This is a genomic window from Monashia sp. HAY1-2A (assembly GCF_056755315.1).
This window is the reverse complement of sequence record NZ_JBNDHY010000115.1, coordinates 1-13,953: the sequence shown is the minus strand read 5'-3', so window position 1 is coordinate 13,953 and position 13,953 is coordinate 1. Positions and strand designations below refer to the sequence as shown.

Below are 13,953 nucleotides of genomic sequence, written 5' to 3'. Positions count from 1 at the left end.
CCGAGTACTTCGTGACGCAGTCACGGCGGCAGCAGCTGTCGAGTGTCCGGGCTGGGGTGCTGGCGCAGAGCAGGCACGGAACGGTCGGCGCTGTCGCGCTGGACCTGGCCGGGCGAGTGGCTGCCGCGACGTCCACGGGCGGCATCGTCAACCAGCACCGAGGACGCGTCGGCGACACGCCGGTCGTCGGGGCCGGGACCTATGCCCGGGACGGAGTCGTCGCGGTCTCCTGCACCGGCGAGGGCGAGGCCTTCATCGAGGGAGCCGTCGCCCACGACATCTACGCACGGATGCGGTACGCCGGTGCGGCGCTCCCCGATGCCGTTCGGGCGACCATCGACACCGAGCTCAACGGCCGGGGCGCGAACGGAGGCCTCGTCGCGGTCGGCGCGGACGGCCGGGTCGTCGTGGCGCACAACTCGCCGGCCATGTTCGCCGCGTGCGAAGAGGCCGGCGAGCTGGTGACGCTGACGTGAGGACGACGCCGTGATCCGGATCAGGAACGAGATCTTCGCTCGCATGGAGCAGCTTGCTCCGTCCGAGCGCAAGGTGGCGCGCACCCTGCTCGCCGACTACCCCAGCGCCGGGCTGGCCAGTGCCAACGCCCTCGCCAAGGCAGCGGGCACGAGCGCCCCGACGGTGCTTCGCCTGGTGGCACGTCTGGGGATCGGGAGCTACGCCGACTTCCAGAAGCACCTGCGCGAGGAGCTCATGCACGAGCTGCGTGCTCCCGTCCACCGCGCCGAGCGGGAGGCCGAGCGCGGCGGTGACGTGACCGACTTCGGGCGCATGGTCACGCAACGGGTCGAGCTCGTGGACGCCCTTCGCTCCACGGTGGTTCCCGGCGAGTTCGACCGGGCGGCAAGGTTGCTGGCCGGAGAGGCACGCACCGTCCTCATCGCCGGTGGCTACTTCTCGCGGTTCGTCGCCGAGATCCTGGCCCGTCAGCTCGACCACATCATCCCCAACGTGTACTTCCTGGCCGACCCGCTCGGCTACGACGTGGGCAAGCTCCACGCCGCACGCAGGAGCACGGTCGTCGTGCTCTTCGACCTGCGCCGCTACCAGCAGCCGGCCCAGCATGTGGCGGCAATGGCGAAGCGGGCGAACGCGTCCCTGGTCGTAGTCACCGACGAGGGTCTGTCACCGGCCGCCGGGGACGCCGACGTCGTGCTGACCGTGCCGGTCGGCGGGATCCCCTACGACTCCTTCGCGGCCCTCATGGTGCTCGTCGAAGCCCTCGTCGAGTCGGTGTTCGTCCGGACCGGACCCAAGGGAATCGACCGGATGAAGCTGTGGGAAGAACGATCACTCATCCAGTACGCAGCCGTGGCCGATCGCCGGCCGGAGGAGGAAGCATGATGCAGCCCAACGACGCCGCGGCCACGCGGGCTCCCCTGACGGCTCTGCCGCGCGAGACATCCCAGCAACGCGCGCCGATGGTCAGCCTCAAGGGCGTGGACAAGCACTTCGGTGACCTCCACGTGCTCCGCGACGTCGACCTGACCGTCATGCCGGGAGAGGTGATCGTCGTCGTGGGGCCTTCCGGGTCGGGCAAGTCGACGCTCTGCCGGACGATCAACAGGCTCGAGACCATCGACGCCGGCGAGATCCACGTCGACGGGCGCGCCCTCGCATCCGAGGGCCCCGCGCTGGCGCAGTTGCGATCGGACGTCGGCATGGTCTTCCAGTCGTTCAACCTCTTCGCCCACCGCACGATCCTCGACAACGTCACGCTGGCGCCGATCAAGGTGCGCCGACTCAAGCGGAAGGACGCCGAAGCCGAGGCGATGGAGCTCCTGGAGCGGGTCGGCATCGCGCAGAAGGCCCACGCCTACCCGGCCGAGCTCTCCGGAGGACAGCAGCAGCGGGCGGCGATCGCCCGGGCCCTGGCCATGCGGCCCAAGGTCATGCTGTTCGACGAACCGACCTCCGCGCTCGACCCCGAGATGGTCAACGAGGTGCTGAACGTCATGACCTCCTTGGCCAGCGAGGGGATGACGATGGTCGTCGTCACGCACGAGATGGGCTTCGCCCGCCGCGCCGCCGACCGCGTCGTCTTCATGGACCACGGACAGGTCGTCGAGCAGGACACGCCTGCTGCGTTCTTCGACGCCCCCAAGACCGAACGGGCGCGCTCGTTCCTCGCCTCCGTGCTCTCCCACTGACCCGGCTCCGACGCCCCCTCCCCACGCCTCCGACGGCGACCTTCTTCGAGGAAACCCACTGAAAGGTACCCACATGTTCAGCGATGCCGTTGTCCGCCGGCGCACCGCCGTTGCCGGTCTGTTCACCTCCGTCGCCCTGGCCCTCAGCGCGTGCTCCACCGCTCCCGTCAACATTCCCGGTGGTGACGGTCCGGGCAGCGCCAGCAGCAGCGACCAGCTGGTCGGCAAGGCACCGGTCGCGGCCGGCGACCTGATCATCCCTGGCTCGACCATGGAGAAGATCAAGAAGCGCGGCAAGCTCGTCGTCGCCACCGCCCTCGATGCACCGCTGGTCTCCCAGCAGGATCCAGCCGACCCTCAGAAGGTCGAGGGCTTCGATGCGGACCTCGCCAAGATGCTCGCCGTCTACATCCTCGGCAAGCCGAACGTCGAATGGGTTCCCTCGGCAGCCGAGACCCGGGAGGCCCTCCTGGCCAACGGCACCGTCGACGCCGTCTTCTCCACGTACACGATCACCACCAAGCGTGCGGAGCAGATCAGCTTCGCCGGCCCGTACTTCATGTCCGGCCTCGCTGTCGCGGTGAAGTCCGACAACACGAGCATCAAGGGCATCGAGGACCTGGACGGGAAGAACGTCATCGTGCAGACGGGGACGCCCTCGGTCGCCAAGGTTCCGGAGAAGCAGCCCGGCGCGAAGCTCTTGCCGTTCGCCACCACCCCGCAAGGTGTCCACGCCCTCATCCAGGGCCGCGGCGACGCGTACGTCCAGGACTACGTCCTGCTCGCCAGCCAGTCGGCGAGCAACAAGAACATCAAGGTCGTCGGCGCCCCCTTCACCGAGGAGCCCTACGGAATCGGCTTGAAGCACAACGACGCCGCGTTCAAGACTTTCGTCAACACCTGGTTGACGACGATCGAGAAGCAGGGGCTCTGGGCGCAGGTCTGGAAGACGACGCTCGGCTCGGTCGGCGACTCCCCTGCCCCGACACCGCCGGCCATCGGGTCCGTGCCCGGTTCCTGACCGGCGACTCGGCAACAGCGCCAGGAGTAGATCCGGATGAGTATCGCGATCGACCATGTCGAGCCCCTTCTGGAGGGGCTGGGACTGACCCTTCTCATGACCGTGCTCGCGGGTGCTGCGTCCCTGATCCTGGGGGTGCTCATCACCGTCGCGCGGATCAGCCCGATCCCGCCGCTCAGGGCGGCAGCTTTGGCGTACGTCCAGTTCTTCGTCAACGTTCCGCTCCTGGCGCTGTTGATCCTGGCCGTCTTCGCGCTGCCTGACGCGGGGCTGATCCTCCCCGTCATCCCCACGGTGGTCATCGTGCTGGCCGTCTACGAAGCCGCCTACGTCGCCGAGGCGATCCGGAGCGGGGTCAACACCGTGACGCGCGGCCAGATCGAGGCGGCGCGGGCACTCGGGCTGACGCTGATCCAGTCGCTGCGGTGGGTGATCGTGCCCCAGGCCTTCCGGTCCGCCGTCCAGCCGCTGGGCAACATCATGATCGCCCTGGCCATGAACACCTCCCTCGCGGCCGTCGTCGGAGTTCTCGACCTGACCGCCCAGATCAACAGCATCAACCTCGTCTACGCCCAGCCCGTCCTCTTCTACACCGCCGGCGGCCTCGTCTACATGGCGATCGCCCTGGCCATCGGCCTGGCAACCGGGCGGATCGAACGCAAGGTGGCGATCATCCGATGAGTTTCATCTACGACGAACCGGGCCCGCGGACCCGCCGTAACGTGCGCATCGCCTCGGCCATCAGCGTGCTTGGACTGCTGGCGTTGGCGGGAGTCGGCCTGTGGCAGTTCGGTTCCCACGACCAGCTCAACCCGCAGCGGTGGGCGGCGTTCACGCAGTGGGTCGTCTGGCAGTACCTGCTGACCGGGCTGGTCGGCACCCTCAAGGTCGCCGGCACCGTGGCGGTCCTCGGCTCCGTGCTCGGCACCTTCTTGGCCCTGGGGCGACTGAGTCGGGTGCCCCCTCTGCGCTGGCTGTGCGCCTCCTACATCGAGGTCGCGAGGACGGTGCCCGTCCTGCTGCTGATCTACCTGATGCTCTTCGGGCTGCCCCAGCTGGGGGTCAACGTACCGACGATGTGGAAGCTGGCCATTCCGCTGACCTTCGTGACCGCGGCCGTCTTCGCCGAGATCGTCCGCGCCGGCATCACCGGACTGCCGTCGGGGCAGGCCGAGGCCGCACACAGCCTGGGCCTACGGCAGTCCCAGACCATGCGCCTGGTCATCCTGCCCCAAGCCCTGCGCAACGTCGCCCCCTCGCTGATGACACAGTTCGTGAGCCTGCTCAAGGACACGACGCTCGGCTACATCGTGGCCTACACCGAGCTGCTCTACCGGGGCCAGCTGCTCACCTCGTACATCAACCAGCTGATCCCCACCTACATCGTCGTCGCCTTCATCTACCTCGTCGTCAGTGGCAGCCTCACCGCGCTCGCGACTCGCCTGCAGAAGCGGACCACCCGCAAGCCTGAAGGCCTGCCCGCGCTTCCTGCCATCCCCGTACCGGAGGAACGCGTCAAGTGAGAAGGGTCGGAAGCCCCGCGCCTCGCGTCGACACCCGCGTCACTTTGACAGCTAGGTGCGGTCACCAGAAGGGTCAGTGAAGGAGCATCGGCTGGTCGGCAAGACCGCGCCGTGAGCGGTTACTCGGACACTGCAGGATCGGTGTCCGGCCGGACTCGGTCGGGGTGCTCGGCGAGCCGCTCTCATATGCGGCTGCCCGCCGGTTGTCAGTGACTGCGGCCGCGCTCAGACGCTCTCCACCACAGCATCCATCGCCCGCAGCATCCCTGTCTTCGCGTGGCAGCCGAGGTACTCGAAGTACTGCTCGTCGGCGGCGGCCACGGTGACCTCGTGGTGCAGTCTCAGCCGGGCTGCGGGACCGAGCGTGGACAGGTACTTCATCGCCGCGCCGAAGATCGCCACGTGGGTCGGGTGCTCCCTGGCCCAGTCGTCGAGGTCGGCCAGGCTGCGCCACCAGCTCATGCCGAAGCTCTTGTCGGTGGGTCGACCGTCGGCGTCGAGCAGGCGCACGTATCGGTTCGCGTAGCAGCCCACCGTCCGTCCCTCGTCGCGGAGGAACTCCATGCCGGCTCGGAGGGTGGGTTCGACCTCCTCGAGGTACATCCGGCGCTCGTCACCGTCGGTGTCGGTCCAGTCCTGCCCGGAGCGGATCAGACAGAGGTTGTGCTGGCCGGAGACTCGCCACCTTGCGCCGTTGGCCTCCGGTCGAGGCACGTCACCCGGCAGCAGCGCGTCGGTCTGGGATGCGGGGAGCCGGTCACGTGCCCCGCCCCAGTAGGCATGCTCGAGAACCTCGCCGCTGAGCCTGTCGGCCAACCGTGCGACACCTTCGCGGCGGTCGTTGGAGAACAACGTCTCGAACCGGGACACCGACGGTCGCAGGGTCTCGACGAAGAAGCCCGCCGTGTCGGTGAGGTGCTGGTCGCCGAGCCAGACGGCGTGGGCTCCGGCGAACCACCGGTCGTAGCGCTCCGGCTCGTCCCAGTAGGCGATGGTGATGATGGTCGTGTAGCCGGCTTCGTCGACGTACGTTGCCCGGTCGCAGTGCCGTGGACCGTCTGCGGCCGAGCACTCGTGGTCGAGCCGCGACAGAGCCGAGGTCACGCGCTCCGGCGCCGGCCCGGTGCCGTCGTACTGGACACCCAAGCAGGCCATCACCACCCGAGTCGTCGTCGGGGCGAACCGGGCCACGTAGGACGGGTACGGCGGCTGCCAGCCGGCCCTCAGGTGCGACTGTTCGGAGCGTGTCTGCGCCAGGTGCGGCGGGATTGCGGATTCCATCAGCGTCTCCTGCTTCTTCGTGGTCAGGCCACCCCCTCGGGAGGCGGCGTTTCGACCGCGCGGGGGCGCGGGGTCGTGCTGCTGCTGGGGTCACGTGTCCTAGGCGCCGACGGCCAGCGCCGAGCGGCGCGGGAGGGCTTGGGCCTTCTCGTGCAGGTCGTCGTGGATCGCTTTGGCGATGTCGGCGCTGCGACTTACCAGCACCGGCAGGCCGAAGGTGAAGAAGAAGGCGCCCCGGGTGAGGTCACCCAACGCGTACAGCGCGCCCGGCCCGTCGCGTCCGACGACCGCGCTCGTCCGTGCCAGCACCTGCAGGCCGCCCGCGTGGTGCCGGCGCGCCAGACCGTGGGCGATGGCCGAGTCCACGAGCGGCTCGACCTTGGGATGCACGCCGTAGACGGCCGGGGTGATGGCATTGACGACGTAGTCGACGTGCTCTCTTGCCGTGGCCAGCTGGACGTCGAAGGCCTTCCGGCGGGGCATGACTGAGGTCACGCCGCCTCTCACCGTCAGCTGACCCGAGTCCAGCATCGCGAGGATCTTCCTTGCGTTGACCTGCGGCATGGGGCAACAGCGGCTGATGATCGAACGCAGCGTCGCGGGCGACGCCAGGATGCGACGCTGGTCCTCGGGGGTCAGGCTGTACCAGATGTCTTGCCAGACCAGAGGTATCGACTTCTGGAAGATGAACGTCTCGAGGTCCGCTGCGTCGTGCGGCCGCTCGAGCTGCCGGCGCAACCATGCCGCCTGGTTCGCGGGTCCGGGTGCGGCGGGAAACAGCCCCCGGGTTCTCCCTCCCCAGGCCTGCACCTCCCGGTTGACGAGGCGCTCGACATCGACGAGGGGATACGAGCCGGTCGAGCAGGCAAGGTCGACCAGCTGCTCCGAGGTCAGGTGCTTCGCCGTCCAGGGCGGGCCGGGGCGCCGTACCAGTGGGAGGACTCCGGATCGTGAGTACATCCGGATCGGCCCGTCGTGCCCGCGTTCCCTCAACGCCACGGCGACGTCCACCGCGGTCAAGCCACTGCCCAGCACGCCGACCGCGGCATCCGAGCGTAGGCCGTCGAGGCGCTCGCGGGTCGGGTACGGGTCTGCGACGTACCCGTCGCAGCCGTCGAGACGGAACGGGTTGCCAAGCACACTGCCGCCGGCGCACAGGATGACGTAGTTGAACTCGTCGCGGCGGCTCCCAGCTCCCACGACGTAGCGCGACGAGCCGACCGGTACGAGCGAGGTGGCGCTCTCTTGCACGAACTCCACCGTCCAGCCCCGGCCGCGCAGGTCATGCACGAGCCCCTCCGCGTGCTGCAACAGGTACTGCCCGTACCGCTGGCGCGGGAGAAATACCTCCTCGGCGCTTCCGGGATCCAGGTCACCCTGACGCACCAGCCACCGCTTCGCGTGCGCGGTGTCCCCCTGACGGACGGACATGGCCTCCACCGGAGCGTTGGCGAGGATGTACTCGCTGTCGGGCGCGAAGACTCGCCCGCGCCACGGCTCGGGGGCCGGGTCGTAGAGCGTCAGGCTGATATCGGGGTGGCTGCGCAGGGCCTGGCTCAGGCTGTCCAGCATGCAGGCGCCCGCAGTCCCGAGCCCGACGACGGCGATTCTCATGCGTACTCACTCCCCAGGGCCTCGGCAGCGTGGGACGGGTGCCCCAGGGCAATTAAGACGCATCGACGTCCATTTGCCCCGGTTCGATGCGTTTTACATACGGTTTTCCCGCTTTCCCTTTACCAAGCTCTCAGAATGCGCCGGACGCATCCCACGCCGGGACAACGTCGCACCCCAGAAACGACCGTTCTCGGAGCACCTGCGCCGGCAGCCAGCGTCGTGCTCGCGCGATTCTGCGCTCAGCAGTAGGACCGGCACGCGGGGTGGTCACGCGCGGATCCTGCGCAGCACGTCGATGCGGTAGTGCTGGGCAGGGCGTCACGATCCAGCGCTGCCGGCACAGGAGTGGCGGCAGCCCCACCTCGGTCTCGTGGGAAGGGTGCGACCGAGGACAAGCGACGTCGGGCTCGAACCCAGAGGAGGGTCTTCTGGGGCGTTCGCCGTCGCGCGGAGCAGAACCGTTGGTCGACATCGTTCGAGCGGCACCGAGAGCTCGTGCGCCTGTCGTGTTCTGGCGCGAGCCGCGGGTGCGCACTCGGCACCGACGTAGACCTCGATATCCAGCTGCTCACGGTGCGCCGCAATAGGCTGCGACCCAAGTACTCCCACGGATGTGATGGAACGTGCGGCAAGGCCAAGGCCGGCTACTGCCCGCAACGAGTTCGCACCAATCCGGACACCGGCACGACCAGGTCCCGTGCCGGCCGGCGCCAGATCGGCCTCCCAGCCCAACTCGCGCACCTCCTCGCGCAACACAAGACGATCCAGGACCGCGAGCGTCAACATGCGGGTGACGCCTGGACCGAGGGGAGGCTGGGTCTTTACGACAGAGACCGGGGCGCCGATCAGCCCGCGCACCGACTGGAGCCACTGGAAGCAACTCCTCAAGGACGCCGGCATCCATGACAGCCGGCTGCACGACGCCCGTCACACGGCGGCCACCATCCTGCTGCTGCTCGGCGTGAGCCAGCTGACGATGATGAGCGTGATGGGCTGGTCCAACCCCGCCATGGCCCAGCGGTACGCGCACGTCGTCGACCCGATCCGGCGCGACGTCGCCGAGCGCCTCGGCGGCCTCTTGTGGGACCCCGCCGAACCGCCGCCGGGAGGTCAAATGAGACTACGAATGAGACTAGGACGGGAAACGCCGGTCAGGGCCCGAAGGCTCTGACCGGCGTTTCCGCAGGTGAATGGCGGTGGCGGTGGGATTTGAACCCACGGTGGAGTCACCCCCACACACGCTTTCGAGGCGTGCTCCTTAGGCCGCTCGGACACGCCACCGAGAGGAGACCTTACCGGAGCCTCCGGCCCTCGAAGAAATCGACGAGGAGCTCGGCCGACTCCCCTGCACGGACCCCGCCGACGATGTCGACGTTGTGCGTGGCGAGCGGGTCACGTGTCAGGTCCCAGACCGAGCCGCACGCTCCGGCCTTGGGGTCCCAGGCACCGAACACGACCCGGTCGAGGCGCGCCTGCATCGCCGCGCCGGCGCACATGACGCACGGCTCGAGGGTGACGACGAGCGTGCAGCCGTCGAGCCGCCAGGTTCCCCTCGAGGCGGCCGCCTCGCGCAGCGCGACGACCTCCGCGTGCCCGGTCGGGTCACCTGCCGCCTCGCGGACGTTGCAGCCGCGGCCGATGACGGCCCCGTCGCCGTCGAGGACGATCGCGCCGACGGGCACGTCCTCGCTCGACGCCGCGGCCGCCGCCAGCTCGAGCGCCTCGCCCACCCAGGCGTCGAACAGGTCGGCGGGCGTCGGGACGGCCGGGTCGGTGGAGGTCTCGGATCGCGTAGCCACGCGCTAAGTTTCCACCCATGGACGTCCACGTCGCAGATCACCCGCTCATCGCCCACAAGCTCACGTACCTGCGCGACAAGCGGACCGACAGCCCGACGTTCCGTCGCCTTGCCGAGGAGCTCATGACGCTCCTCGCCTACGAGGCCACGCGCGAGGTGCGCGTCGAGCCGTTCGAGATCGAGACGCCGGTCGCGGCGACCACCGGCATCAAGCTGTCCAACCCCAAGCCGCTCATCGTGCCCATCCTCCGGGCCGGCCTGGGAATGCTCGAGGGGATGGTCCGTCTGCTGCCGAGCGCGGAGGTCGGGTTCCTCGGCATGCAGCGCAACGAGGAGACGCTCGAGGCCGTCACGTACGCCAACCGCCTGCCGGACGACCTCACCGGGCGCCAGGTGTTCGTCCTCGACCCCATGCTCGCGACGGGCGGCTCGATGGGCGACGCCATCACGTACCTCGTCCAGCGCGGCGCCGACGACATCACCGCGGTGTGCCTCCTCGCCGCCCCCGAGGGCGTCGAGCACCTGCGTTCCGCCACCGAGTCCCTCGGCGTGCCGGTCAAGGTGGTTCTCGGCACCATCGATGAGAAGCTCAACGAGAAGGGCTACATCGTGCCCGGCCTCGGCGACGCCGGCGACCGCCTCTACGGCGTCGTCTGACCGATGCGTCAGCGCGGCACCGAGTCGCCCCACTCGGCGTCGCGCGCCGCACGGTACCGCTCACGGTCCTTCTTCGAGACGACCTCCCGGCCCGCTGAGCCGTCGGGGCGACAGGCCTGGAACTCGACGAACCCCTTGTGCTTCAAGGGCCGCCGAAGGATCCGCGCGGAGTCGGGTTGCGTCGCAACGACACCCGGTGCGGCCGCAGCCACCCACGAGAACTTCTCATCCTCGTAGGACAGCTGGGCGCCCTTGAGCCGGCGATGCTCGGCCGACCGACTGACGCGAGCGCCGAAATGACACCAGTCCGGTTGCACCAGAGGACAGTCCGCGGCGTGCGGGCAGGGGCCGAGGAGGGTCCACCCCGCCGCCCGGAGGGTATCCCGGACCCTCAGCACCCTGGCGTAGCCGTCCGGTGTTCCCGGCTCGGCGACGACGACGACGCTGCCACGCGCCATCGCGTCGAGCACGAGCACGTCCTGTTGTGACGCGTCGAGCTCGCTCAGCACGTACGAGACGGTGACGAGGTCCGCGCGCTGGTCCGGCCAGCGTCCGGCCACGGCGCGCTCGAACCGCGCGGATGCCAGGGACGGCACCGGCGCGTCACCCACGAGGGCACGGCCCAGCCGCAGGGCCTCGTCGACCTGGTCCAGGACGGTGATGCGCTCGAGCGTCGGAAAGGCAGCCGCAGCGGCCCACGCCGCCGCCCCGGTGCCCCCGCCGAGGTCGAGCTGGGTGGTCGGCGCGAAGCCGGACGCCGCGACGTCGTCGAGGATCCTCCTCAGCGCTGCATGGGTCGCGGGCATGCGGTAGGCGGCATAGGCGAGAACGTGCGCGGCCGACGCGAGGATGGGCGCCTCGGCTGGCGCGACGGCGCGGTACCGTTCCACGAGCGCCTCGGTGGTGCGCGCGAGCTCCCGCTGGTCGGCGCCCCGGACCGCGCTGGCCAGGGCGTCTCGCAGCTCGTCGGCGAACGTCGTGGTCGGGCGCGGCACCCGCCGAGGATATCGACGCCGATGGTCAACACGCGGACGTCGGTACCTCGGCACAGAAGCCCCTTACGGCACACTGGTTCCATTCCTGTGCCGTTGTGACTGTCAGGGCAGCCTCGGCCCCACCCTCCAAGGAGCGACATCCGATGGGCCCCAAGGCCAAGAAAGTCATCCTGATCGTGGTGCTGGCGTTCTTCGTCTACGCCGTCTTCACGTCGCCGACCAAGGCTGCCGACATCGTCAACAACATCTGGGGCGTCCTCGTCGACGGTTTCCACGCGATCCTCGCGTTCTTCAACTCCCTGCTGAACCGCTGATCCCGCCCCGGGTGAGGAGGCCACCGTGCAGCTGCGACTGACACGCGACGCACCCAAGGGGCTCGACCGGGTCCTGCTGCCGGGAGAGAAGCTCGTCGTCGCAGTGCACTCGCACTGGGCCACCCTCATCGAACCGGTCGCCTCGACGGTCGCCGCCCTCGTCCTCGCGATCTGGGTCGACTCCAACGTCACCCGGACCACCCAGGCGCTCGGCAGCATCGTCTGGTGGATCTTCCTGGCCGTCCTCGCGCGGCTGCTCTGGATCCTCTTCGACTACGGCAACCACTGGTTCCTCGCCACCGACAAGCGGCTCCTCCTGCGCTACGGGATCGTCACGAAGAAGGTCGCGATGATGCCGCTGCTCAAGGTCACCGACATGAGCTATGTGCGCACGGTGCCGGGACGTCTCCTCGGCTACGGCAAGTTCGTCCTCGAGAGCGCCGGCCAGGACCAGGCGCTCCGAGAGGTCAAGTGGGTACCGGACCCGGACCGGACGTACCGCGTCATCTGCGCCGAGATCTTCCACATCACGCCCCCACCGGGCGACGAGGACTACGACGACATCGACGGCGACCTGCCGGACCTGCCCGACGACGGCCTCGGGGGCCGCGGCGGCCGTGGCGGCCCGACGCCGCCCGGGAGCCCCATCAGGCCCGCCGGCGGCGCGGGAGGCGAGTCGTACCCGGACGTGCACCGGACCCACAACCCCATCCAGGACCGGCTCGACTCCTACTCGCGCGCCGTCCCGGTCCAGCGCGGGTCGCGGCCCGAGACCGTCTACGAGAGCGACGACGTCAAGCGTCGCCGGCGCAGCGCCGACACCGGCCCGATCTGGCCGGTCCGCGACGGCGGTGGTCGCGAGTCCTGACACGGCCGCGGCAACCACCCAGACATACCCGCGCCGGCCGCATCCCGATCCCGCCGACCGCACGTCGGATCGCGGGTTGGACTCGCGCACAGCACGGCTCGCCGCGGGCACCCGAGGGGTCTACGTTGGGCAGATGCTGACGAACGCACTCCACCCCGGGAGGCCCACATGAGCATCTTTCGCACCAAGTCGATCGAGGCGTCGATGGCCTCGGCCGGCGAGGCCGACCACCACCTGAAGAAGCGCCTGACCGCGCTCGACCTCACCGTCTTCGGCGTCGGCGTCATCATCGGTGCCGGCATCTTCACGCTGACCGGCAAGGCGGCCAAGGAGTACGCCGGCCCGTCGATCGCCCTGTCGTTCGTCATCGGCGCCGTCGTCTGTGGTCTGGCGGCGCTGTGCTACGCCGAATTCGCCTCGACCGTGCCGATCTCGGGCTCGGCCTATACGTTCTCGTATGCGACGCTCGGCGAGATCATCGCGTGGATCATCGGCTGGGACCTGCTGCTCGAGCTCATGCTCGGCGCCAGCGTCGTCGCTCAGGGCTGGTCCACCTACTTCGTCAAGCTCCTGGACCAGCTGGGGGTCACCTGGCCATCGGCCGTGGCCCCCGGTTCGCACTTCGACCTGCCGGCGTTCGTGCTCATCGTCCTGCTCACCGTGCTCGTCGCGGTCGGCATCAAGGAGTCGATGCGCGTCAACCTCGTCCTCGTGGCGATCAAGGTCTTCATCGTCCTGTTCGTGATCTTCGCCGGCATCGGCTTCATCAACCGCGACAACTGGTCGCCGTTCGTCCCGCCGTCGACGACCGGGAGCTCCAAGAGCGGCCTCGAGGAGCCGCTGCTCCAGTGGGTGACCGGCATGGAACCGGTGACGTTCGGCGTGCTCGGCATCATGGCCGGCGCCGCCGTCGTGTTCTTCGCCTACATCGGCTTCGACGTCGTCGCGACGACGGCCGAGGAGGCCAAGAACCCGCAGCGCGACCTGCCCATCGGCATCATCGGCTCGCTCGTCATCTGCACGATCCTCTACATGGCGGTCTCGCTCGTCATCACCGGCATGGTCAAGTACAACAAGATCGACCCCGACGCCGCCCTCGCCTCCGCCTTCACCTCGGTGGGCAAGGACGGGTACGCGACCCTGATCTCCGCGGGCGCCGTCGCCGGCCTGACGACCGTCGTCATGACCCTCATGATCGGGGCCACCCGCGTGACGTTCGCCATGAGCCGCGACCGCCTCATCCCGAGCGGGCTCGGGGTCACCAACCCGCGGACCGGCACCCCCGTCAAGCTGACGATCATCATCGGTTCGGCCGTCGCCCTCATCGCGTCACTGACCCCGATCGGCAAGCTCGAGGAGATGGTCAACATCGGGACCCTGACGGCGTTCCTGCTCGTCTCGCTCGCCATCCCGATCCTGCGCAAGCGCCGCCCCGACCTCAAGCGGTCCTTCAGGGTTCCCGGCAACCCGGTCATCCCGTGGCTGTCGGCGCTCGCCTGCTTCTACCTCATCCTCAACCTGTCGCTGGAGACGTGGCTGCGGTTCATCGTCTGGATGGCAGCCGGGTTCCTCGTCTACTTCCTGTACTCGCGCAGCCACAGCAAGCTCGCGACCGGCGAGGAGGAGGAAGGCATCAAGGTCACGGCCAGCGTCTGACCCCACCGCCCCCTCCTGGCCCTGTCTCTTATACACATCTGACGCTGCCGACGACGGA

The 13,953-nt window shown here is 69.0% G+C and carries 15 protein-coding genes and 1 tRNA gene; 11 read left to right on the top strand and 5 right to left on the bottom strand.

The genetic code is table 11. The features are described from left to right. From ACPYOM_RS15995 to ACPYOM_RS15970, 6 genes are all read left to right on the top strand, one after another. A partial coding sequence (locus ACPYOM_RS15995) for an isoaspartyl peptidase/L-asparaginase (RefSeq protein WP_481346717.1) occupies window positions 1-476 on the top strand: 476 nt, incomplete at its 5' end. Window positions 477-486: 10 nt separating this feature from the next. Then, window positions 487-1,362, top strand: a complete 876-nt coding sequence (locus ACPYOM_RS15990) for a MurR/RpiR family transcriptional regulator (RefSeq protein WP_481346716.1) — start codon at window positions 487-489, stop codon at window positions 1,360-1,362. Window positions 1,363-1,439: 77 nt separating this feature from the next. Further along, window positions 1,440-2,168, top strand: coding sequence for an amino acid ABC transporter ATP-binding protein (locus ACPYOM_RS15985; RefSeq protein WP_481346718.1), 729 nt, complete (start codon window positions 1,440-1,442; stop codon window positions 2,166-2,168). A 73-nt stretch (window positions 2,169-2,241) separates the two neighbouring features. After that, window positions 2,242-3,189 (top strand): glutamate ABC transporter substrate-binding protein, encoded by a 948-nt coding sequence (locus ACPYOM_RS15980; RefSeq protein ID WP_481346715.1) that lies wholly within the window; start codon window positions 2,242-2,244, stop codon window positions 3,187-3,189. A 36-nt stretch (window positions 3,190-3,225) separates the two neighbouring features. Beyond that, window positions 3,226-3,870: an amino acid ABC transporter permease gene (locus ACPYOM_RS15975; RefSeq protein WP_481343336.1), complete on the top strand. Its 645-nt coding sequence runs from the start codon at window positions 3,226-3,228 to the stop codon at window positions 3,868-3,870. After that, entirely contained in the window at window positions 3,867-4,712 is an 846-nt protein-coding gene (locus tag ACPYOM_RS15970; protein WP_481346714.1) for an amino acid ABC transporter permease, read from the top strand. The genes ACPYOM_RS15975 and ACPYOM_RS15970 overlap by 4 nt, the downstream gene beginning before the upstream one ends. A gap of 225 nt (window positions 4,713-4,937) precedes the next feature. Here the strand turns inward: ACPYOM_RS15970 and ACPYOM_RS15965 are convergent, their stop codons facing one another. Together ACPYOM_RS15965 and ACPYOM_RS15960 are read right to left on the bottom strand one after the other, a co-directional pair. Beyond that, complete coding sequence (locus tag ACPYOM_RS15965) at window positions 4,938-5,993, bottom strand: phenylacetaldoxime dehydratase family protein (RefSeq protein ID WP_481346713.1); 1,056 nt, start codon at window positions 5,991-5,993, stop codon at window positions 4,938-4,940. A 99-nt stretch (window positions 5,994-6,092) separates the two neighbouring features. Next, on the bottom strand, window positions 6,093-7,607 hold the full coding sequence (locus ACPYOM_RS15960) for an FAD/NAD(P)-binding protein (protein ID WP_481346712.1): 1,515 nt from the start codon (window positions 7,605-7,607) through the stop codon (window positions 6,093-6,095). A 790-nt stretch (window positions 7,608-8,397) separates the two neighbouring features. Between ACPYOM_RS15960 and ACPYOM_RS15955 the strand changes: the two genes are divergently transcribed. Beyond that, entirely contained in the window at window positions 8,398-8,778 is a 381-nt protein-coding gene (locus ACPYOM_RS15955) for a tyrosine-type recombinase/integrase (protein ID WP_481346711.1), read from the top strand. A gap of 20 nt (window positions 8,779-8,798) precedes the next feature. On the opposite strand, the gene ACPYOM_RS15950 is transcribed toward ACPYOM_RS15955, so the two are convergent. Both ACPYOM_RS15950 and ACPYOM_RS15945 read right to left on the bottom strand, forming a co-directional pair. Then, window positions 8,799-8,888 (bottom strand) — tRNA-Ser (locus ACPYOM_RS15950). Between the two features lie 11 nt (window positions 8,889-8,899). After that, window positions 8,900-9,406 carry a nucleoside deaminase gene (locus tag ACPYOM_RS15945; RefSeq protein ID WP_481343708.1) on the bottom strand — a complete coding sequence of 169 codons (507 nt, stop codon included), beginning with the start codon at window positions 9,404-9,406 and terminating at the stop codon, window positions 8,900-8,902. A gap of 17 nt (window positions 9,407-9,423) precedes the next feature. Here ACPYOM_RS15945 and upp point away from each other — a divergent pair, with 17 nt between their 5' ends. Beyond that, the gene (gene upp / locus ACPYOM_RS15940) at window positions 9,424-10,062 is read left to right on the top strand and encodes a uracil phosphoribosyltransferase (protein ID WP_481343709.1); all 639 of its coding nucleotides are present in this window, start codon (window positions 9,424-9,426) and stop codon (window positions 10,060-10,062) included. An 8-nt stretch (window positions 10,063-10,070) separates the two neighbouring features. Here upp and ACPYOM_RS15935 read toward each other — a convergent pair whose 3' ends face one another. Continuing rightward, entirely contained in the window at window positions 10,071-11,057 is a 987-nt protein-coding gene (locus tag ACPYOM_RS15935) for a small ribosomal subunit Rsm22 family protein (RefSeq protein ID WP_481346710.1), read from the bottom strand. Window positions 11,058-11,200: 143 nt separating this feature from the next. Between ACPYOM_RS15935 and ACPYOM_RS15930 the strand changes: the two genes are divergently transcribed. From ACPYOM_RS15930 to ACPYOM_RS15920, 3 genes are all read left to right on the top strand, one after another. Further along, the gene (locus tag ACPYOM_RS15930; protein ID WP_481343711.1) at window positions 11,201-11,371 is read left to right on the top strand and encodes a hypothetical protein; all 171 of its coding nucleotides are present in this window, start codon (window positions 11,201-11,203) and stop codon (window positions 11,369-11,371) included. A 25-nt stretch (window positions 11,372-11,396) separates the two neighbouring features. After that, window positions 11,397-12,239 (top strand): PH domain-containing protein, encoded by an 843-nt coding sequence (locus ACPYOM_RS15925; protein WP_481346709.1) that lies wholly within the window; start codon window positions 11,397-11,399, stop codon window positions 12,237-12,239. A gap of 168 nt (window positions 12,240-12,407) precedes the next feature. Further along, window positions 12,408-13,895, top strand: a complete 1,488-nt coding sequence (locus ACPYOM_RS15920) for an amino acid permease (RefSeq protein WP_481346708.1) — start codon at window positions 12,408-12,410, stop codon at window positions 13,893-13,895. The last annotated feature ends 58 nt before the right edge of the window (window positions 13,896-13,953 follow it).